This window comes from Kosakonia sp. CFBP8986, assembly GCF_034044935.1.
Classification (GTDB): Bacteria; Pseudomonadota; Gammaproteobacteria; order Enterobacterales; family Enterobacteriaceae; genus Kosakonia; species Kosakonia cowanii.
In genome coordinates, this window is sequence record NZ_JAXCXB010000004.1 from 263,098 (window position 1) to 282,859 (window position 19,762).

The 19,762-nt window shown below is 57.8% G+C and carries 18 protein-coding genes; 1 reads left to right on the plus strand and 17 read right to left on the minus strand.

All coding sequences use genetic code 11. The annotated features are described in order from the left end of the window. Window positions 1–4: 4 nt before the first annotated feature. From SOM48_RS10775 to budA, 13 genes are all read right to left on the minus strand, one after another. Window positions 5–517 (minus strand): cytidylyltransferase family protein, encoded by a 513-nt coding sequence (locus SOM48_RS10775; RefSeq protein WP_320511913.1) that lies wholly within the window; start codon window positions 515–517, stop codon window positions 5–7. Further along, window positions 510–1,127, minus strand: a complete 618-nt coding sequence (locus SOM48_RS10780; protein ID WP_139569014.1) for a CDP-alcohol phosphatidyltransferase family protein — start codon at window positions 1,125–1,127, stop codon at window positions 510–512. The genes SOM48_RS10775 and SOM48_RS10780 overlap by 8 nt, the downstream gene beginning before the upstream one ends. After that, window positions 1,124–2,659 carry an AMP-binding protein gene (locus SOM48_RS10785; protein WP_320511914.1) on the minus strand — a complete coding sequence of 512 codons (1,536 nt, stop codon included), beginning with the start codon at window positions 2,657–2,659 and terminating at the stop codon, window positions 1,124–1,126. The genes SOM48_RS10780 and SOM48_RS10785 overlap by 4 nt, the downstream gene beginning before the upstream one ends. Continuing rightward, window positions 2,646–3,701 (minus strand): hypothetical protein, encoded by a 1,056-nt coding sequence (locus tag SOM48_RS10790; RefSeq protein ID WP_320511915.1) that lies wholly within the window; start codon window positions 3,699–3,701, stop codon window positions 2,646–2,648. Before SOM48_RS10790 ends, SOM48_RS10785 begins: the two co-directional genes overlap by 14 nt. Continuing rightward, the gene (locus tag SOM48_RS10795) at window positions 3,682–6,381 is read right to left on the minus strand and encodes a phosphoenolpyruvate synthase (protein ID WP_320511916.1); all 2,700 of its coding nucleotides are present in this window, start codon (window positions 6,379–6,381) and stop codon (window positions 3,682–3,684) included. Before SOM48_RS10795 ends, SOM48_RS10790 begins: the two co-directional genes overlap by 20 nt. Before the next feature lie 11 nt (window positions 6,382–6,392). Continuing rightward, window positions 6,393–9,023, minus strand: coding sequence for a phosphotransferase (locus tag SOM48_RS10800; RefSeq protein ID WP_320511917.1), 2,631 nt, complete (start codon window positions 9,021–9,023; stop codon window positions 6,393–6,395). A gap of 17 nt (window positions 9,024–9,040) precedes the next feature. Beyond that, window positions 9,041–9,958: a UbiA prenyltransferase family protein gene (locus SOM48_RS10805; protein ID WP_320511918.1), complete on the minus strand. Its 918-nt coding sequence runs from the start codon at window positions 9,956–9,958 to the stop codon at window positions 9,041–9,043. Between the two features lie 320 nt (window positions 9,959–10,278). After that, window positions 10,279–11,823 (minus strand): MFS transporter, encoded by a 1,545-nt coding sequence (locus SOM48_RS10810; RefSeq protein ID WP_139569032.1) that lies wholly within the window; start codon window positions 11,821–11,823, stop codon window positions 10,279–10,281. A 299-nt stretch (window positions 11,824–12,122) separates the two neighbouring features. Continuing rightward, window positions 12,123–12,266 carry a hypothetical protein gene (locus tag SOM48_RS10815; protein ID WP_232045211.1) on the minus strand — a complete coding sequence of 48 codons (144 nt, stop codon included), beginning with the start codon at window positions 12,264–12,266 and terminating at the stop codon, window positions 12,123–12,125. Continuing rightward, complete coding sequence (locus SOM48_RS10820; protein ID WP_139569024.1) at window positions 12,256–12,492, minus strand: hypothetical protein; 237 nt, start codon at window positions 12,490–12,492, stop codon at window positions 12,256–12,258. Before SOM48_RS10820 ends, SOM48_RS10815 begins: the two co-directional genes overlap by 11 nt. Before the next feature lie 92 nt (window positions 12,493–12,584). Further along, window positions 12,585–13,355 carry a (S)-acetoin forming diacetyl reductase gene (locus SOM48_RS10825; RefSeq protein ID WP_076769211.1) on the minus strand — a complete coding sequence of 257 codons (771 nt, stop codon included), beginning with the start codon at window positions 13,353–13,355 and terminating at the stop codon, window positions 12,585–12,587. A gap of 16 nt (window positions 13,356–13,371) precedes the next feature. Then, the gene (alsS, locus tag SOM48_RS10830; RefSeq protein WP_312199241.1) at window positions 13,372–15,051 is read right to left on the minus strand and encodes an acetolactate synthase AlsS; all 1,680 of its coding nucleotides are present in this window, start codon (window positions 15,049–15,051) and stop codon (window positions 13,372–13,374) included. Between the two features lie 20 nt (window positions 15,052–15,071). Further along, complete coding sequence (gene budA, locus SOM48_RS10835) at window positions 15,072–15,851, minus strand: acetolactate decarboxylase (protein ID WP_042718039.1); 780 nt, start codon at window positions 15,849–15,851, stop codon at window positions 15,072–15,074. Window positions 15,852–15,958: 107 nt separating this feature from the next. Here budA and SOM48_RS10840 point away from each other — a divergent pair, with 107 nt between their 5' ends. Continuing rightward, complete coding sequence (locus SOM48_RS10840; protein ID WP_023480780.1) at window positions 15,959–16,831, plus strand: LysR family transcriptional regulator; 873 nt, start codon at window positions 15,959–15,961, stop codon at window positions 16,829–16,831. A 27-nt stretch (window positions 16,832–16,858) separates the two neighbouring features. Here SOM48_RS10840 and SOM48_RS10845 read toward each other — a convergent pair whose 3' ends face one another. The 4 genes from SOM48_RS10845 to SOM48_RS10860 all read right to left on the minus strand — a co-directional run bounded on the left by SOM48_RS10845 (window position 16,859) and on the right by SOM48_RS10860 (window position 19,272). After that, on the minus strand, window positions 16,859–17,215 hold the full coding sequence (locus SOM48_RS10845; RefSeq protein WP_320511919.1) for a TehB family protein: 357 nt from the start codon (window positions 17,213–17,215) through the stop codon (window positions 16,859–16,861). 13 nt (window positions 17,216–17,228) lie between these two features. Continuing rightward, window positions 17,229–17,567 carry a DUF1869 domain-containing protein gene (locus SOM48_RS10850; protein WP_320511920.1) on the minus strand — a complete coding sequence of 113 codons (339 nt, stop codon included), beginning with the start codon at window positions 17,565–17,567 and terminating at the stop codon, window positions 17,229–17,231. A gap of 10 nt (window positions 17,568–17,577) precedes the next feature. After that, complete coding sequence (locus tag SOM48_RS10855) at window positions 17,578–17,910, minus strand: TehB family protein (RefSeq protein ID WP_094422095.1); 333 nt, start codon at window positions 17,908–17,910, stop codon at window positions 17,578–17,580. 285 nt (window positions 17,911–18,195) lie between these two features. Continuing rightward, window positions 18,196–19,272 (minus strand): pectinesterase family protein, encoded by a 1,077-nt coding sequence (locus tag SOM48_RS10860; protein WP_312199237.1) that lies wholly within the window; start codon window positions 19,270–19,272, stop codon window positions 18,196–18,198. Window positions 19,273–19,762: the final 490 nt, after the last annotated feature.

The following is a 19,762-nucleotide window of genomic DNA, read 5'->3' on the forward strand; positions in this document are numbered from 1 at the left end:
TGCGTCAGAAGCGGCTCTTTTTAAGGCCGAGCGAAAAGAGCGTTAACTTGATGGCCGGCACGCTGAGGATAAAGAGCGCCAGCAGAAGCAGAAACTGGCACGCATCCAGCGCCAGCAGCCAGCCGCATGCCAGCGCCACACCGAGGCCGGAGTCCGCCTGATCAAGAAAGTGAAACAGCCATCGGCGGCGCGCGGGCAGCGTGCCCGGCGCAATCCCCAGCGCCCGTTTCAGCGCCGAGTTCGGCAGCTCGCCAAGCATATAGCCCAGCCCCGTTGCCGCACCCAGCAGCCACGGGTTCTCCATCTCATTTGCCAGGCAGAAGGGGGCCACCAGCATGCTGATAAACGGCACAATCACCATCCCTCGCCAGGTTTTGTTGCCGCCAAACAGACGTGCATTGAGCGGCACCGCAAGCCAGGGCAGCGCGTTGCAGGTCACCACCGCCATATGCACGCAGCCAGCAATAAACACCGGCAGCAGCAGCTGCCAGAGCGCCCACAGGGTGGGATTATCCATGCACGCCTCCGAGATGCAGCAAGCCAAACAGCGCCGCGCCGCTAAGGCAGAGCGTTATCAACGTCATCAGTGAGGAGAACTTCGGGAAGGGGCGGTTGAGAAGCATCGCCAGGCTGAAGAGCGTTAATGCCACGCTCAGCAGCCGGGCGCAGATCAGCGGCGGCAAAACGAGGGCCAGCAGCGCCCAGCCGCTAAGGATAAAGAGGCTCCAGAAGACCGGCATGCCCAGATACGCCAGTGCGGCATGGTGGGTGATATTGCCGCTTTCATTGAACCGGGAGAGGCGAAGCGCGCCGCACACTACCATCAGGGCGAGAAAAAAGGCGCTACCGCCGCGATAGCCGCTGAGGTAAAAAATCAGCGCGGGTGCCACCAGGTAGAGCAGCAGATCGCAAAAGCCATCAAGGTAGCGGCCAAAGGGGCGCTCACAGCCGAGCCAGCGCGCCAGTTTGCCATCCAGCGCATCGGCCAGCATCGCAAGGTAAAGCAGGCTGATACTGAGCCAGAGAGCACCGGACAAGGCGGCACCGATCCCGCCAAGGGCGATAACCATGCCCGTCAGCGTCAGGCAATCCGGCAGCGACAGACGGCAGATAAAGGGATAGTTCATCCTTGCACCTCCGGAAAAAACGCTTTCAGCTTTCGCCGTGCTATCAGGCAACGCAGCCGCGCGCGGTCGATACGGCTGTGATGGCGTGCATCAACGGGTAGCTTCGCGCAGAGCCAGAAGCGGACCGTCTCGTCGGGAAAGAGAGTTGCCAGCAATGGCGCGGCGGTGCGGCACTGCGCCGCCTGTTGCAGCACCACGCAAATCTCCCCCTGCGGCCCCTGCACCACCGCGCTGTCGGCGATCCCCGGCAGCCCATTAAGCTGCTTTTCCACCGCATAGGGCGAGAGCGTTAAGCCCGACGGCGTACGCAGTTGGTCGGCGATCCTGCCCGTCAACCAGAGGCGCTGCTGCGCGTCGAGAAAGCCGCTGTCTCCGGTGCGGTGCCAGATGCGCCCCTCGGGATCGCGGATTTTCGTGCGCTGCTCCGCCTGCGGGTTATCGAGATAGCGGGTCAGCACCTGCGGCCCGCAGACCAGAATCTCCCCCTCCTCCCCCACAGGCTGAGGAACCCGCTCGCGCGCAATCAGGATCGCGGTTTGCGGCCCCGGTCGCCCGACAAGGTAGCCTGGCTGCCGATCCCAGGCGTCAAGAAGCTCGTCGACACTAACATTGCTGATGGGATCGGCTTCCGACGCGCCATAATTAACCGCGCAGGCGGCTTTGGGGAAATAGCTGCGGGCAGCCAGTAACAACGCCCGCGTTACCGGCGCGCCGCCAATAATCACCTCTCTTACCGACGCAAAGGTGCACTGCTGAACTTCGGCATAGGCGACAAGCTCTCTTAGCCAGGCGGGCGAGACGCTCAGGCGCGTGATCTGTTGGGCGTTAATCGCGTCGGCAATCATCTGCACCGGCAGGCGGCCCTGCTCATCAAAACCGGGCAGCAGGGAGCAGCAGCCCGCGTGAAAATGGCTGAACAGTGTCAGGATCGGAAAAGAGGTCACATCCCGCTGCTGGCGGTGTGGAAAGAAGTGGCTCATCGCCTGACACTGCGCCCGCAGCGAGTGGTGGGAGCGCACCACGCCTTTTGGCGTGCCCGTCGATCCGCTGGTAAAGGTCAGCAGCGCGGTCGCCTCGTCATCAAGGGCCTCAACGCGAAAAGCGGTGTTAACGCCCTCCGGCTCTGCCTGCGCTAAAGGGGCGGTAAAGATCCGCGGCGTATCGATCGTAAAGCGGCGAATCATCCACAGCTCCGGCAGCAGACACCACCCTTTTCCGGCGCTCTGCGCCACGATCATGGCGCTCAGACGCGCCTGCTTCAGACAGCTGCGCAGCTGTTGGCGCGCCATCTCTTTTTGCACCAGCACCGGAATCAGCCCGGCTCCCAGCATCGCGTAGAGCAGCAGGTAAAACTCGATGCCCGGCGTCATCAGCAGCAGCACGCGTTGGCCCGTATGCAGCCCGCTGCTCTCCAGCCTGCGTTGATACACCGCCGCACGGGAGAGAAGCTCGGCATAGGTGACAGTTTCAGGCCCGGCACAGAGCGCGGGCAGCGAAGGGGGCTGTTGCAGCAAAAAGTCACAGAAGTTCATGGCGCACATCCCTGTAGTAGAGTCCATAGTGGTGAAAAACCTTGTTCGGGCTGCAACAGGCGCGCAGCGCGGTGGCGGTTGTCGGCCCTTTCCAGTTAAGCAGTGCCGCACCGAGGCGCGGCCACTGGGCATCGAAGCTGAAGAGAAAGCGGCGCACCAGCGTGGCGTAGAGCAGAGAGCGGCGGTAGCGCGGCACAATCATGATGGTTTTGAAGATCCCCGCCCGCTGGCGCTTATCCGCCAGCGTAAACAGCAGCCCGGCGACATCGCCCTGCGGGCCAAAGGCGAGACAGGAGCCGGGTGCCTGGCAGTAGGGTTGCAGCGTATCGGCGTTAAAGTGCCAGTCGAAGAGCGCCTCGCTGCTGATGCTCCAGCCGATATTGTTAGCAAAGTGCCGGGTGATGAGCGCATACAGCGCCTGCCGGTGCGCCTGCCACAGCGCGGGCGTCAGCGGCTGGAGGGAAAAGTCAGCGGTGCGCCAGCGCCCGATATCCTCTGCGGGAAGGGATAGCTGGCGCACCACGTCCGCATCTTCAAACAGCGAGAAGTAGCGCGCCAGCGGCTGAAACCCCATCTGCCCCAGCAGGTGTTGATACCAGGGTGGGTTATAGGGCTCACCGGCAAACGGCGCGCAGGTCGGCGTATCCAGCCGCAGGCGAAATTTCCCTAAAGTGCTGAAATTAATCGGGCCGATAAGCCGTGAGGCCCCCTGCGCTTTTGCCCAGCGCATCAGGGCGCGAAACAGGCGATGGTTGGGAATGCGGTTATTGATGGTCTCCCAGAAACCAAAGTTGACCACCGTTTCCCCGGCGGCGTTGAGGGTGGCGAAGCCCGCTAAGCGCGCGCAGTCGCGAATGTAGCCGGTCCAGACGCGGCCCTGCTGCATAAAGGGATTGGCGGCGCTGAACTGACGCGCCATCTCAGCCTCATCTTCGCCCGGCCAGTAAGGATCATGGGCATAGATGTGGGGTGCAATCGCCAGAAAGCCCTTATCCAGCGTATCGCCTGCCTGCCACTCCTGTTCAATCAACGGTCGGTTCATTTTCCCCTCTCCCTCTCTCTGTGCCGCGCGTAATCTGCCCGCTCGCGCCATCCATGCGGATCACCTCGCCCTGCTGAAGCTGGCGGGTCACGCCGGGTACGCCAACAATCGCCGGAATGCCCATCTCGCGGGCGACGATGGCGGAGTGCGATAGCGTCGATCCGCGCTCGACAATCAATCCGCTAAGACCCGGAAAGAGCGGTGCCCAGCCCGGATCGGTGCGCACGGTGCAGAGGATGGTGCCGTCCAGCCTGGCTGCCTCCTCCGGCGAGAGCACCAGGCTCACCGGCGCTTCCACCGTGCCGGGGTAGCAGCCGGTGCCTTGCAGTTGCGTAATCTCTGCCGTCGGCTGCTGCGCGGCGTGTAAGGTTTGCTGCTGGTACAGCGTCTGGGTAAGAGAGAGGCGGTTAGCCGGCTCCTCCTCCTGCTGATAGCCCGCATATTCGGCGCGGCGCTGGGCGATAAGTGTGGTTAAGCCCGTTTGCACCGCCGTTCCCTCTAGCCCCTGGTAGATCTCCTCCCGTGTCAGCCAGAAGATATCCCGATCGCTCTCCAGCACACCTTCAAGTGCCAGCTGGTGCCCCAGTTGAAGATAGATATCGCGGTAGAGGGCAAACATTTTTGTGCGGGTGAAGCGCATCGTTTCGCGGTGGTGGATCGCACGCCTCAGCCTGCTGAGATCGCGCTTGAAGCGCGCCAGCGCGCGTTTGCCGCGCGTCTGCTGCAAACGGCAGAAGACTCTCTCTTCCGCTGCGGCCCGCAGCGTGCCCGTCGGCTTTGCGTGCACGGTTTCGCTGTTCAGGTAGTTACGCAGTACGTCAAACAGAAAACGGGGATCCTGGCGTAGCGTGATAGTTTCCAGCTTGAGTTCGCCAATGGTGCGATCGCCGTAGCGTTCGATGTAGTCGAGACACTGCTGGTAAAAGTGCTCGTCCAGCGCTTTCAGGCGAATAAGCAGATGGGCGCTGGCATCGCTCTGAATAAGCGCCGCCAGCTGCGGGCGTTGGCGAGCATACTGGCTCAGCGCCAGCAGGTGCCGGGTCGGCTCCGTGCTGATAAGTTGCCCCTCGTCCGCCAGCAGATCGCCACTCATTTGCTGATGCTCATCGGGCCAGAGTTCGCGCAGCAGCGCCTGTACGTTGCCGTTGTAACGGGCCACGTAAAAGTCATTCACAATCGGCGCGGTCCAGCGCGCCAGCAGGTGTTGATCAAGGTATTTAAGCCGGGCGATAAGCTCCGCCGGGGAGAGGGTGTGGAGAGCGTCGCGATCGATATAACTCTGCGCAAGGGTGTAGTTATGCAAAAAGTCACGGATGCGCGGTTCAAGGGTGAAGAGCGCCCAGCCAACCCGTGCGCCCATCTTTAGCATTGCTGGCAGTGCGGCGACCTTTTCACGGGTGGAGAGCTGCTTATCCCTGATGGTGTCGACCGGCTCCTCCAGCCCCATCATCGCTTCCATATCACGCTTATTCATCCTGAACGACGGCAGCAGCAGCAGGGCGCGATACCAGTTCTGGATGTTGTAGTAGACCCGCCCGCGCACCAGGCTGAGCATATTGTCGGTGATGGCCCGGCGCTGGTCGCGCTCCCTGGCAGAGCAACCCACCAGTTGCAGGGTCTGCTCATATACGGTGGCGTAAGCGGCGCGGGCAAAGGAGAAGGTGAGCGGCGTCGTCAACCCGCAGTAAGACTCCTGAATATTGGCATTGTCACAGATCAGCATCTCGCTCACGCAGCTGCTATCTTTCGGCAGATGGGTGATGGGGCGGGTTTGCAGCAGATAGAGATGGTTATCTTTGAGCGTCCACTCAATGTCCTGCGGCGCGCGCAGCGCCCGGGCGATGGCGGCGCCCATATCGCGCAGAGCGAGGATCTGCGCCGCCGTCAGTGAGGATGCCGCCGCCTGGTCGGCAGCAAGCTCCACCTCGCGGGTGCCGTTGCCGCGCTTGCGGTCAAAGACCACCGCGGTGGTTTTCTCGCTGAGGGATTGCGTGAAGCTATTGCCCTCTAGCGGCACGCTAAATTCGTCGGTGCTGCACTGCCCGGAGACGATCCCCTCCCCGCTGCCCCAGGCGGCGGAGATAAGCATCGTCCGGCGCGACCCGCTGACCGGGTGCGCGGTAAACAGCACGCCTGACACCTCGCCTTCGACCATCTCCTGAATAATGACCGAACAGTGGATCGCGCTTAGCGCCAGCCCTTTGCGCAGGCGGTAGGCCATGGCGCGCGCGCTCCATGTCGACATCATCACCCCTTTTACCGCATCGACCAGCTGCTGCTTGCCGCGCTGAAACAGAAAGCTGTCCATCTGCCCGGCAAACGAGGCCTGGCGGGCATCTTCGTCGCTGCAGGAAGATCGCACCGCCCAGAGCATCTCGCCATCAAGGGCGTCGAGCGCCTGCATCAGCGGTTCCGGCAGCGGCAGCCGGGCAAGGCGCGCGCTGATTTTCCCGGCAAGGGTTTCAACCTGATCGGCGGGCATCAGTGGTGAGAGTTGCGCTATCAACTGCGCAGCTTTTGCATCACAACGCAGCATCTCATCCATCGCGCTGGCGGGGATCACCCACCAGTTCGGTACCGGATAGCCGTGGGCAGTGAGCCACAACAGGTTGGCTGCCTTGCCGCCCAGTTGCTGCTCATCGTGGGTAGCCGCCTCTGCGGCAGAGTAGAGATAGTTCACGGTAACTCCTTTTAGATCCGTTGTTGGCTAAGCTCGACCAGATGCCCCCATGTGCGCAAAAGGGCGGGGAACCAGGGCCGTGGCTTGACGTGATGAAGCATCAGGTAAAACGACAACCGGCGCAGGCCGAAGTCGCGCAGGGCGAGGCAGAAACCGCGATACCACTCCCCGGCATCGATAGCGATGCCCAGCCGCCTCGCCAGCTGGCTGCGGTGAAACGCCACGTGATGTAACAGCGTTTGCAGCGTGGTGCGCTCATCGAGCGTCCACGTTAATAGCTCAGCCAGATCGCGTTGCGGGACATGCAGCGTCGCCAGCTCCCAGTCCCAGCAGCACAGCCGCGAATCCTCCCGGCGCAGCGCGATGTTGCGCGGGCTGAAGTCGTTATGCACCAGCGTTCTCGGCAGCGTCGCCAGTTCGCGCCACTGCGCCGCGCTGTTTTCGGCGCAGTCCAGCCAGTGATGCAGCAGCGATGTGGTGAAAAGCTGTGGCGCAGTGCGATGGCTGAAGGCGGCGATGGCCTGCCAGAGCGGCACCATGCTGTTGATGGTGTCGACCGAGGGGAAATCGATATGGCAAAAGGTGGTTTGCAGGTCATCATGGCGGCGATACCAGAGCGCATGGATATCGGCGATGCCCCGCAGCGCGGCATCGATCTGCGGCTGCTGCCAGCGCACGCCGCTGGAGAGGCTGTTAAGCAGCACTTCTTCCCCGAGCAACTCCTCAATGATGACGCTCTGTTGTCCCTCTTCGTAGGTGCCGTAGAGCGTCGGCACATGGCGGGTAAAGGCGGGATCGCTTTGCGTGATAAGCGCCATCTCCCTTTCCCGCGCGTGGCTGAACTCGCTGGCAGGGAGCAGACGTGCAAGCAGTTCGGCAAGCTCGGGCGTGCAGCCTGCCGCCAGCGAGTGCAGCAGTTGGGTTATCGCATCGGTTGGCGGTTTGTGCTTCAGTAGCGCCGCCACCTGTGTGCCATCTTCACGCTGAAGTCGATAGGCAAACAGGCCGACGGGCAGCGTCGCGCTATGCGAACTGAGCGCCGTCAAAATACTGTCCTGGTTTCCCTGCCAGCGCATCGGAGCGATGTGTGCAGGTGGTTGTTCGCCCCACGCAGCGGTATAGCGGGCGTACTGAAAGCAGCGGTGCAGCGGATCGCCTCCCCTCCTGCCCGGCGGCGCGGTACGCCGCTGCCGCCCAAGCCGCTCATGGGAATTGGCAAATTCGTCGCTCGCCAACGCGCTGAGGGTTGAGATATCGAGCGCCAGGCAAAATGAGGCGATGATCTCCGCCAGCCTTTCGCTGCCGTTGGCACCCTGGCAGCCCAGCATTTGCAGGCACTCAGCCTGGTCGGGAAGCGTGGTCCCGCCGCCGACGGTGCCAATCACCAGCGCCGGAAGCGTCATGCTGCAATAGACGTTGCCCTCGGGCGTGAGGCGCATTTGCAGCTGCGAGAGGGAGGATTCATGGCTACAGGCGATATCCTGGCCGAGCGCGGTAAACATCGCCGCGATGACGTTGGCGGTATTAATATTTACCCCGGTCATGCCGGCAGCGACGGAGCCTTCACAAAAGCCCTGAAACGCCCCGACCAGTTGCGCTGGCTCAATGCGCAGACGGCTGCGGCAGGCGGCAGCGGTGAGCGTTGCCTCGGCGATAACCTGGGTTCCCCTGCCCTGCGCAAAGCTGCTCCACGAGCTTTTCTTATCGCTGGAGAGGTTGCTTTCCAGAATGTAGCGCTGGGGAGTTAACGCCAGCGGAAGGTGCGCGAGGATCCAGCGGCACGCCTGCCAGGTGCAGGTGGTGGTCATATTCTGCCCGGCGGCATCGGCGGTGTGATAGGTAAAGGTCAGATGCACGGCATTACCGATGATGCGCGGCGTCAGGCTGGTGAGGCGCGCAAAACGCGAGTGCTGGCGCACAATGTCGCTGATGTCGGTGAAATAGTCTTCGGCCCAGGCACAGAACGCGAGCGCGTCGCGCACTGAGGGAAATTCGAAGCGCGGCGAACGCATCATCCGTTGACCGGTGACGCGCGCTGTCGCCCCGCCGCTGTGGGTGATGGCGCTGGCACCGCGCGAAACGGAGGCCACCAGCGCCCCTTCGCTGGTCGCCAGCGGCGCGTAAAAGATCCCTTTCGCGCGCCAGCCGTTGATCAGCAGCGGACCGGCAATGCCGACGGGAACTTCAACCGAGCCGATAAACCCCTCAAGATGGCTTTGCAGCTTTTCCGCCTGCAGGCGGGTGGTAGCGATCTGGTTTAAAGCGTGGCCGGTGTGCTGACGCAGCCAGGCCAGCCTCGTTTGCCGCGCCTTCTCGCTCCAGTCGTAGAGATGGCGGCGGGGTAAGGTGGCGGCACTTTCAGGGGTTTCTTCGTGCGGGCGGCACAGCTTGAGCTGCCAGTAGCACTGTTTATTCTCCTGCGGCGAGCGGCAGGTTAATGTCGCCAGCCACTGCCCGCTCTGCTGACGCTCTTTATGCAGGATTTTTAGCGCCGGGAGCTGCACCGCCCGATCGTAGAGAGATAACGCGCGCTGCGGGTCCGTGATAAAGGCATTACAGCGATCTTCGCTTTCAAATAAGAGTGTAAACTCAGCCGGGCGTATATCGACAATTGTCGCCGTAATTAACGATTCCATCATCATTATTCCCTTCCCTTGCGCTACAAATATATTTCAACAATACACAGCAAATATCCTGTCAGCATTGCCATTCCGACCATCGTTTCATTTCTTTTTCTGTTCTGTTGATTGGCATTAATCAGAAAAATCAGCACCTGGCTTATGGTGAAGAAATTAATAAAAGCACTTGCCGCATAAAACCAGATTGATACCGCACCGGTTTTGCACAAAATAAGAAAATACTGCACGATGACCATCAATATCAGCAGGCCGATAATCATCAATACCGACAGGGGGCGACCATATAATTGCGACCAGCTAGTGACCTCTTCGCGATCCTCGTCCGGCCCTTTACATTTCCGGGTAATTTCAAAACTTAATCCGCATAAGAAGGCGAGCAGCATCAGCAAAATAAGCGGCAGATTAAGCGTTGCCGCAGGCGAGGCGAGGGTCGCCAGCCAGCCGATAACAAACGGCATCACCAGCGTGTGGGAGAGCGCATAGAGGGAGAAGTGCTGTTTAAGCCACTCGGCGACGAAAAACTCTTTTGTCATCAGGAGGGTCCAGCAGAGCAGCAGCCCCCAACTTAGCCATATCTGCGGCTCGCCCTCGCTGAGCAGCGCGATGCCGCCCAGCTGGATCAGCACGCAGAGCGCGCCGAGGCACTTCAGGTGAGTGAGGCTGATAATGCCCTGCTGCAATACTCTCTGCGGGTGGTGAAGGCAGTCATCGGCATAATCTTTATGTTCATCCAGCACGCGGAGCAGCAGAAAAAAGGAGAGTGACAGCAGGCAACCGAGAGCAATTTTTACCGGGCTAATACTCTCTTGTGCGGGTATTGCGACTGAAAAAGATAAAAACCAGAGAATAAAAAAGAGCGGGGTATTGGTTAATGGAAAACGTTCATTTACCCATAACATCATTCGTGAAAACAGCGATCTATTTTCTATAGTGGTCATAGCAACTCCCTGTAAATAATTATCCGAAAACAGAAAGATCGACGCCGTTAATTACATTAATAACGAGAAAACTCTGCAAATAAATAAAATAGCAGTGCGTGCAGAGCCAATATAATTCTCCACCACTGCAGTTTCATTTAAAAAAATCGACTGATGTGATCGCTCTCTAATAATATTAAGAAGTTATTACTTATTCGTTATAAAAGACGAAAGAATAATATTCTTCCCTTAGTGCTTTTAGGATTAAATTATTTGATTACGTTGGGAGCAGGAAATAAAAAAGGCCACGCTGACAAGCATGGCCTTGATGAGCGGTAACGTTAGCTCAGCGAGGAGGTGGGTGTGGCTGATTTTAATGCGGGTTGCGGTACGTCGCTCCACAGGGTGTCGTAAGCGTGGCCGGTGAGATCCTCAACAATATGGCGCGCTTGTGGCGTCACGTTTTGCTTCAGGCCGCCCGCCTTCAGGCGATCGAGCTCTTCGACGAAGATGCGGTGCGTGCGCTTATTGAGATGGAAGGTCAGTGCCTGCCATAGCGCCACCAGCAGCAGACCAACGGTGCCGACAAACAGCAGCATCACAATGGTGTTGATCGCTTCCTGCGGCTGCACCTGGCTGCCTTTTACGAAACCACCGCTTTGCAGCAGCAGCCCCACCGCAAAGGTTGCGATGGCCACCGTGGTTTTGCGTGAGAAGGTCATCACCGCGGCGAACAGCCCTTCGCGGCGCTGGCGCGTCACCATTTCGTCAATATCAGGAATAAACGGGAAGACGTTCCACGGCGTGAACTCCAGCACGCAGCGCCCCACCTGATAGACTCCGGCGAGGATCACCAGCATCAGCACTTTGTGCTCAGTCGGGAATTGATAGACCAGGAAGAAGCCCGCCAGGCAGATCATCATCAGGCTATAGGCGAAAACATAGAGGCGCGAAGGGCCAAATTTGATGATCGCCACCCCTGCCGCCAGCGTCACCGGCAGGCCGACAATGCTCATCGACAGCAGCGTGCCCGCCAGTGATGACGAGACATTCAGGCAGTAGACGCAGAAGAAAACGAACACCGTGTTGTAGACATCTTTTGCGGTAAAGGAGAAGAGGTAGATCGCCAGATGTTTACGAAAGGCACGGATTTTAAGCGTAGAGGCATAATCTTTAAACAGCGCGCCAATGCCGGAGAGCGTCTGCGCCATGCTGCGCTTCTGCGCCGCTTTCTCCATCTCGGCCAGCATCTCCGGCGTTAACTCGCGCTCCCAGGTGACGCGCCAGGAGATAAAGACGCAGACCATAAACAGCACCGCGAAGACAATGCCGTTGATGAGATACGCATCAGCATTCTTCTCGCCCAGCCAGCCAATCAGCAAGCCCGGGATAAAGGTGGCGAGAAAGGTGCCGGACGCGGAAAGAAACATGCGGCAGGTTGAGAGCTTGGTGCGATCGTTAAAATCTTTCGTCATCTCTGATGGCAGCGTCTCCCACGGGATCAGCACCATCGCGGCGATGATCTCAAAAGCGAGATAGACGGCGAGATAGAACCAGAAGTTCATGCCGTTGAGCCAGAGCAGGATATAGACCAGCATTAGCGGCGCGCCAATCAGCAGAAAGAAGCGGCGGCGGCCAAACTTTTTGCCTAAGGCATTTTTATAGAAGTGGTCGGTAAAGCTGCCCATAAACAGGCTGACGATGGCGTCAACGATGCGGGCAATGGCCACAATAGAGGCGGCTTGCAGCGGTGACAGGCCGACAAAGGTGGTGTAGTAGAAGAGCAGCCAGGCACCGATCACCGTAAAGGCACCGCCGCCCATAATATCCGTCATGCCGTAGCCAATGCTGACAGGGATGGTGACTTTACGCTGTTTACGACTCATCATCCCCTCCCGCATTTTGATTAATCATTTTAGTTATCAGAGACATAAAAACCCCATATAAGGATTATCGCGTTAACCGCTGGCCGCTGTTTTGCGCAGCCAGATTGAGGACGCATGCTTCACGGCACCCACGTTATCTCTGCTGATGATTTCAAGTCTACTACCATACAAGATGAAGTGATGAAATTGTGAGCTTCGTTATAAGCCGGGAAAAATAACGCGTAGAGGGGCTTAAAAAGTCAAAAAATGCGAGGCAGCGCTGAGTTTATTGCGCCTGACGTGCATCAGCACTGATGACCTCAAGCGGTGCGGAAAAAGAGGGGGTGTACCTGTTCATCAATCAATAAGAGAAGAGAGCCCGCCGCTGACGGGCCGTGCGTTAGCGCGCACAGTTCATTCCAGTAGCTGTAGCGCATGACGAGGTGGAAGCGCTCACTTTTCATCGTAAATCCACATTGAGGGGTGGTAGTCGAGACCGTAGAGCAGGCCAAAAGGGATAAGCAGCGCGACATGGCGCCCGGAATCAAACTCCCCCTCCTCTACCGGCACACTCAGCGGTGGGGTGAGGCGTGAAAGCCATTGTTGCAACCGTTGTTTCATCAGCACGTACTCCAGCAGAGGGTTGATGCTGTCAGTAAAACGCACTTTGCTGCGCAACCAAAACGACAATTTCTTCGCTCGTTTACCGAAAAACGCAAAAGGTGTAGATAAAAAAAGCCCCTGCGCGAAGGCAGAGGCAAGGCCATGTCCGAGCCGTAAAACTAGTTAAATACCATACCGCCATCAATCAGCAGAGATTGCCCGGTCATGTAGTCCGAATCCGGGCCAGCGAGGTAGGAGACGCACGCCGCGACATCTTCCGGCTCTGACAGGCGGCCAAGCGTAATGCGTTTCGCGAACTCTTCGGTGCCGTAACCGATCGGTTTACCCGCCGCTTCAGAGACCTGGCGGTCAATCTCGGCCCACATTGGGGTTTTAACGATCCCCGGGCAGAAGCCGTTAACGGTAATGCCCAGCGGGGCCAGATCGCGTGCGGCGGTCTGGGTTAAGCCGCGTACCGCGAATTTGCTTGAACTGTAAACCGCCAGTTCCGGGTTACCGACGTGACCGGCCTGTGAACAGGCATTGATAATTTTGCCGCCGTGTTTTTCCGCTTTGAAGGCCTGAATCGCCGCCTGCATGCCCCAAATCACGCCTTTCACGTTGATGTTATAGACCTTGTCGATCACCTCCTCGGTGATGGACTCAATCGGTGTTGAAGGCGCAACCCCGGCGTTGTTGACGATCACGTCAAAGCCGTTCAGTTTTTTGCGCGTCTCTTCGACGGCAGCAAACACCTGCTCGCGGTTGGAAACGTCAACGGTGACGGCAATCGCGCTGCCGTTGCTGGCGTTGATCTCCTCGGCCACCGCTTTTGCGGTCTCACTGTTGTAGTCGGCAACGGCGATGGCAAAACCATCTTTTGCCAGACGCAGGGCGATGGCGCGACCAATACCCTGGCCGGCACCGGTAACAAATGCGACTTTTTTCATAACGACTCCTTAGTTTTTACAGAATCTGGCTGAGGTGCAGCTGGCCCATCAACAGCGGGTTATCGCTGTAGTCCACCGGAATGGCGACCACCGCCGGGCCTTGCGTGTCCATCGCTGCGCGCAGCGTCGGTTCGAGCGCGGCGGTGCTTTCAACGGCAAACCCTTTCGCGCCGAAGGATTCGGCATAGGCTTTAAAATCGACGGGGCCGAAGTTGACTCCGGAGAGGCGCTGATATTTCTTCTCTTCCTGAATCGCCACCATGTTGTAGGCGTTATCCACCCAGATGATGTGCAGGATATTGGCACCGAGACGCACGGCGGTTTCCAGCTCCATGCTGGATTGTAAAAATCCGCCGTCGCCGGAGACCGAGACCACTTTGCGCCCCGGATTGACCAGCCATGCGCCAATCGCCCACGGCAGGGCAACGCCCATCGTCTGCTGGCCATTGGAGATCATCACCTGGCGCGCGCGGAAGCTATAGAGGTAGCGGGCAATCCAGATATGGAAGCTGCCCATATCCACCGTCAGGGTGACGTCATTATTCACGATATCCTGCATCGCGCGGACAATGCGCAGCGGGTGAATAGCAAACTGATTAAGCTGCGCGCCTTTACGGCTGAGCAGTTCGCGCTGGTTGCGACGATCGATAAGGATTTCCGACGCGCGCGGCGAGAGCACCAGCGGTTCGGCAATCTTATGTGCCAGCTTATCGAGCGTGCTGCCGATATCGCCAATCAGCTCAACGCTCGGCGAGTAGTTGCGCTCTTCATACGCGGGCAGCACATCAATATGTACCAGCTTCGCATCACCGGTGTTCCACATGGCCGGTTCGTACTCCACCGGGCTGTAGCCGATACAGATCACCAGGTCCGCCAGGTGCAGCAGCCGGTCGCCTGCCTGGTTATTGAAGAGGCCCACACGCCCGGCAAAGCGGGTGAAGTGCTCCTGATTAACCGCGCCCGCCGCCTGGTAGGTGCTGGTCACCGGAATATGGGTTTTCTCCAGCAGGTGATGCAGCGCGGCGATATTCTCTTCCCGGCTGGCCATCAGGCCGAGCAGGAAGATGGGGTTTTTCGCCCCGGCAATCAGCTTCGCCACCTCATCAATCATCTTGTCAGGCGCTGAACCGAGCTGCGGCACGGCGTTAGAGGGCAGAATATTGCCGCTGGCCGGCTGGTCGGAGATATCCTGCGGAATGCTGACAAACGCGCTCCCCGGGCGGCCCTGTTCGGCGGCGCGGAAGGCGTTCGAAACCACTTCGGAGATGGCATCCGGGGAGGAGATCTCAACGGAATATTTGGTCACCGGCTGGAACATGGCGACCGTGTCCATGCTCTGGTGCACCAGCTTGGCTTTATCGGCGCGTTTCACTGCCCCACCGAGTGCGACCACCGGGTCGCCTTCGCTGTTGGCGGTCGCCATGCCGGTAATCAGGTTGGAGCAGCCAGGACCCGAGGTCACCAGCGCTACGCCTGCTTTGCCGGTGATACGCCCGACCGCCGCCGCCATAAACGCGGCGTTCGCTTCGTGGCGTACCGGAATAAGTTCAATTGAGGAATCGAGAAGAGAATCAAACACTTTATCGATTTTCGCGCCGGGGATGCCGAAGACATGTTTGACACCCTGCGCTTCCAGTTGCCCCACCACCATGTCGGCACCGTGGGCCCACATCTGGGTATGGCGTTCGTTGCTCATACACTACTCCTTTACATCACTTAGTTCTCAACCGAACGGATGGCGGCGTCCAGATTATCCGGGTGCAGATCCGCTTTCAGGAAGGCTTCATCGGCAGGGAGATCGATCATCAGTTGATGGATTTCACCAAAGGTCAGCGTGCCGTGATCCAGCTGGTAGTCGAGGAGATGACCGCCACCGTGGCGATCGTCGGTAATAAAATGCTCGTGGTAACCCGCCACATTGATCCCCTGCATATATTGCGGGGTGCGGAAACCGACCAGCACGCCGTCGCGGCCGTTAAAGCGGAAGACGGGCTGATCGTCGAGCACATCGGTCATGGCGCGATAGGGCGGCGTCTGGCGCGGCACGGTGCGGGTGTGCGCATGGCGGAAATGGCCGTCGATGCGCAGGGCGCAAAACAGGTTGTCGGACGGGATCTGCCGGTCAATCACCTCATGCAGCGCCTGGCGGCTGATCGGCTCCTCAAACACGTGCCGGTATTGCGGTTTAAACCAGGTCATCACCGCAAAGGGGGTTTTCTGCTCCGGCTGCGCGGCGCGGGCACTACCATCGGAACGTAATTGGTACACTTCGCTATTAAAGGCAATTAATTCGCCATCAAGCTCATTAAATGTACCCAGACCAAAATCACCATGATTAAGTAGATCCTTAATCGTGGTATTTCCTTCATAAACTCCGCTAAGTAGCGCACTCATTAGCGATGTTTGATATATCACGCCGTTTGGCTTGCTTTCAGAAAAAGCACGAATTGTGTTTCGTAGATTTTCTTCGCAAGAACAATCAGTTGCGTTACCCATCATCTTTTCCCCCACTGTAGAGACGATTAGAAAAGCTGATTAAATATTGACTCGTTTCAGCGGGGGATTCCAATATAGAAAACATGAGGGTTTAAGATGTTTTAGATATGGAACTTCGTTATTTACGTTATTTTGTCGCCGTTGCCCAGACGCAACACTTCACGCGGGCAGCCGAAATGCTCGGTATGTCGCAGCCGCCATTAAGCCAACAGATCCGCCGACTTGAGCAGGAAGTGGGCACCCCGCTGTTCCATCGCCTGACGCGTGGCGTCACGCTCACCGAGGCCGGCGAGGCCTTCTATGAAGATGCCTGCCATATCCTCGCCATGAGCGATGCGGCGCTGGAAAAAGCGAAGGGCATCGCCCGGGGGATTAACGGCAAGCTCAACCTTGGCGTGACCAGCTCCAACGCTTTCCATACCCACTTCTTCTCGGTGCTGCGCCAGTTTCAGCGTGACTACCCGAAGGTGGCGCTCTATCAGAAAGAGGACAATATGGCGACGCTGATCCACGGCCTGGATGAGGGGCTGATTGACGTGGCGTTCGTGCGCCTGCCGTGCGAAAGCAGCAAAACCTTTAGCCTGAAACTGGTGGACGAGGAGCCGATGCTGATTGCCCTGCACCGCACCCATCCGCTGTCGGCGAAGGCGGATATCGCCCTCAGCGAATTGCAGAACACGCCGCTGATTATCTTTCCGCAAGCGGTGTCGCCAGGGCTGTATGAGCTGATCTACAACGCCTGCCTGCGTGCCGGTGTGGAGATGGATAACGCCCATCAGGCCTCGCAGTTCTCTTCATCCCTGAGCATGGTGGCGGCCGGTTTCGGCTTTGCCATCATTCCGCAGTCGATGGCCTGCTTTGGGCATCCGATGGTGACGTTTCATTCGGTGGCGGGAAACACCTTGAAAACCGATGTGGCGCTGGCGTGGCGCAAGTTCGAGCGCTCACCGGCGGTCAGGCGGTTTATCGATCACTTTTAAGCGCCCGGAGGATCGGGCGCTAAGCGTTTAACGGCGGTGGGTATTGACCACTTGTCCGATGCCTTTGCCATCAAGGGCGGCATCAGGATCGGCGAAGAAATCGAGGTTGAAGTAAGTGTCATCGGTCAGCAGTTCAACCCGGTGCCAGTACTCAGGCGGGCTGATGCCAAACTGCCCTGCTTCGATCACCACTTCTCGCTCAGGAGTGGTGTCATGCTCGCTGGCAAAACCGAGATATTTCACCGCGCCCTGCATCACCGACAGGCGGCCATAGACCCCCTTTTTGGTGTTGTGGTGCGTCAAAAGTGCCTGCGGCACCGTCTCTTTGGTCCAGAAGGGCGTCGAGCGGGTGTGGCGAAAATGGAGTGGAACAAGCTGCGTCATTGTTAGCCTCCGGTTACCAGCCGCATACGTTGGTCTCTTCATCCGATTCGTAGCCGCGGACGATATTAATCAGATCTTTTACCGCGTCGGCGGCAATAAGGGGATCGGTCAGCTCACTGAGGCGGGTAAAATCTTTATCGACCGAGACGCCATTATTATTATTGGTGACAGTCAGCGCATATTCCCCATCATTATCGAGAGGCAAATTTAATGTCGCAACCAGTTCAGAAACGGCCTGGTTCGCAATATCAGGAAGGTAGAGCGACATCGGCTTTAAATAAACTTTCTGCTCTGCTTTACCGCTTTCCCGATGGGAAACTGAGAGTGAGTAACCTCTGTTTTCTGTATCCATAATTGCTACCTCAACCTTCAATCAGAATTTGGGGATCAACATAGAAATCGACGCTGAATACTGTGTCGTCACTGAGCGCCTCAATGTTGTGCCATTTTTCAGGCGGGAAGACGCCGAACTCACCGGCGTGGATGGTCAGGGTTTCCACCGGCTGCGGGCTGGTCTCATCGGCATAGCCGTAATAGCGGATCGCGCCGCGCTGCACGCTTAAACGCGGGTAAACACCCTGCCGCGTACCGGCATCAAGATGGCGTTTCCAGATGGAGGCCGGCGCGGTCTCTTTTGTCCAGAACGGCGTGGTGCGGGTGTGGACATAATTCGCGGGTATGGTAATGCGTTGCATATTTCATCCTCTTTTTATCTCAGCCACTGTTGTCGCCGGGAGGGGGAAAAGCATATGTTGCATAGCATATACCTGTTTTAAAAAATATCGACTATTTTTTATAAATGTTATTTAAAGTTGATAAGATAAATCTTCACAAACCTATTTCGTGCTACTTTTTATACTCCAAAAGGATCATATTAATAAAAGTCAAAAGCGCGATAAAAATGAAAGTTCTTCGTTAGCAGATGAAATTATTTATTTGGCCAGGCTAAATAAAAGCCCCCGGCGCGGGGGCAACATCACTTATTGCAGAAGGGTGCTCTCCCAGCCGTCGAAAATGGCTGCCACGTTATACTGCGCGGCGTCCGCCTCGCTGAGCTGATAGCGCTCACCGCCCTGCCCGGCGCCTGGCCCACGGTTATTGGCTTCATAAAAGCGGCTGTCCTGCGGGTAGAACCAAATTTTGTCGCCGTGCTTATCTTTGCCGGACATCTTGTCCCAGCCGTAGATATGGTCATCAATCTCGCTATTGATAATCGCCGCCAGTCCAATGGCGTTCGGGTCGGCATAGCGACCGTCGCTAAACTGGGTGGTCGGGTGCCACGGGCGGCCCAGCGCAAAGCTTTTCGCCGGCACGCCCGGCTCTTTGCTCAACGTACTGTTGATAATAAACAGGCCAAACCGCTCCCCGGCCTGGGTGGCAGGCGCGGTGAGATAACCGTATGGCGGAGCGGTGTCATCACGGTTGCGGGCAATGATTTCGCAGCGATCGAACACCGCGATACCGGGGCCGAAGATAAAATCGACATGGCCGCTGATGGCGCAGTCGGTGAAGTAGCTGCGGCTGCCCTGCTTGCTGTAAAAAGTGTCCTGATAACCCTCAAGGCGAACGTGACGAAAGCGCGCTCTGTCTGCCCCTTCCGCCACCATCAGCGCCACCGCCTGGGTATCTTTCAGCTTCTTCGCATCGCCTTCCGGCAGCGCGGCGTTGGCGGGGAAATCAAAAGTATTACGAATGGTGAGATTCTCCAGCGTCACGCCGCTGGCGCGGATCTCTACCGTGCTGGTGCGCCCGGTGCCGAGCTTCTCTCCCTGCTCATCCAGCGCACCTGCGGGGGTATTGGCCTCAATCACCGTGCCTGCCGTCGATTCCCCAATCAGTGTGACGGGCTTTTCAATGACCAGCCGCTCATGCCAGCGCCCCTCTTTAATCAGAATGCGCCACGGCGTGCCGCTCTGAGGCGCGGCGTCGAGCGCCTGGCCGATAGTGGAAAATTCACCAGCCTGCGGCGTCGGCGATACCACGGCGTTCCACTCGGCTGCCTGCGCGCTGGCGCTCAGGCAGATCAGCAGCAGTGCGGAGCAGTGCAGGGTTTTCATTGTTCTCTCCTTGGTCGTTTTTTGGGCAAAGGCAGTTCATGCAGCAGGGCGCAGATCTGCCAAATATGACGCGTTGCCAGCGCTGCGCGCCGGTTCCATCGGGATCTGCTACTGGCAAATAGCGGCCTCTGTCCAAAGTCAGTAAGGAGAGTCGGCTTAACGGGCTGTAATGCTTTTATTTTTTTACGAGAGCATAGGCCAGTAAAAAGCCTTTGCGCATTTTAAAACGCTGTTTTGAGATCAAACTCAAACTTATGACGTCCATTACTCAAACGAGAATCAAAACTATTATCACGATAAAAAAGAGAAATTATTCCCGCTGGCATAGGTTGTTTCTGAACGCAGCTATATATGGCAGCAGGTTGATTAATTGACTAAAAACGCCTTAAATCATAAGAAGCTATTTTACCTGGCCTCAGGAGTGCTTTTCTGGCAACCTTTGCTTCCCTTTGAGTGGGTAAAAAATTAACATTGCCCGACGTGGTTTTAA

Coding starts and splice junctions, on each gene's coding strand:
- SOM48_RS10790 (WP_320511915.1), bottom strand. CDS start 3,701: ATGAACCGACCGTTGATTGAACAGGAGTGGCAGGCAGGCGATACGCTG.
- SOM48_RS10785 (WP_320511914.1), bottom strand. CDS start 2,659: ATGAACTTCTGTGACTTTTTGCTGCAACAGCCCCCTTCGCTGCCCGCG.
- SOM48_RS10855 (WP_094422095.1), bottom strand. CDS start 17,910: ATGCAACGCATTACCATACCCGCGAATTATGTCCACACCCGCACCACG.
- SOM48_RS10850 (WP_320511920.1), bottom strand. CDS start 17,567: ATGGATACAGAAAACAGAGGTTACTCACTCTCAGTTTCCCATCGGGAA.
- SOM48_RS10845 (WP_320511919.1), bottom strand. CDS start 17,215: ATGACGCAGCTTGTTCCACTCCATTTTCGCCACACCCGCTCGACGCCC.
- SOM48_RS10775 (WP_320511913.1), bottom strand. CDS start 517: ATGGATAATCCCACCCTGTGGGCGCTCTGGCAGCTGCTGCTGCCGGTG.
- SOM48_RS10780 (WP_139569014.1), bottom strand. CDS start 1,127: ATGAACTATCCCTTTATCTGCCGTCTGTCGCTGCCGGATTGCCTGACG.
- SOM48_RS10800 (WP_320511917.1), bottom strand. CDS start 9,023: ATGATGATGGAATCGTTAATTACGGCGACAATTGTCGATATACGCCCG.
- SOM48_RS10810 (WP_139569032.1), bottom strand. CDS start 11,823: ATGAGTCGTAAACAGCGTAAAGTCACCATCCCTGTCAGCATTGGCTAC.
- SOM48_RS10825 (WP_076769211.1), bottom strand. CDS start 13,355: ATGAAAAAAGTCGCATTTGTTACCGGTGCCGGCCAGGGTATTGGTCGC.
- SOM48_RS10805 (WP_320511918.1), bottom strand. CDS start 9,958: ATGACCACTATAGAAAATAGATCGCTGTTTTCACGAATGATGTTATGG.
- SOM48_RS10860 (WP_312199237.1), bottom strand. CDS start 19,272: ATGAAAACCCTGCACTGCTCCGCACTGCTGCTGATCTGCCTGAGCGCC.
- SOM48_RS10815 (WP_232045211.1), bottom strand. CDS start 12,266: ATGAAAAGTGAGCGCTTCCACCTCGTCATGCGCTACAGCTACTGGAAT.
- budA (WP_042718039.1), bottom strand. CDS start 15,851: ATGGGTAACGCAACTGATTGTTCTTGCGAAGAAAATCTACGAAACACA.
- SOM48_RS10840 (WP_023480780.1), top strand. CDS start 15,959: ATGGAACTTCGTTATTTACGTTATTTTGTCGCCGTTGCCCAGACGCAA.
- alsS (WP_312199241.1), bottom strand. CDS start 15,051: ATGAGCAACGAACGCCATACCCAGATGTGGGCCCACGGTGCCGACATG.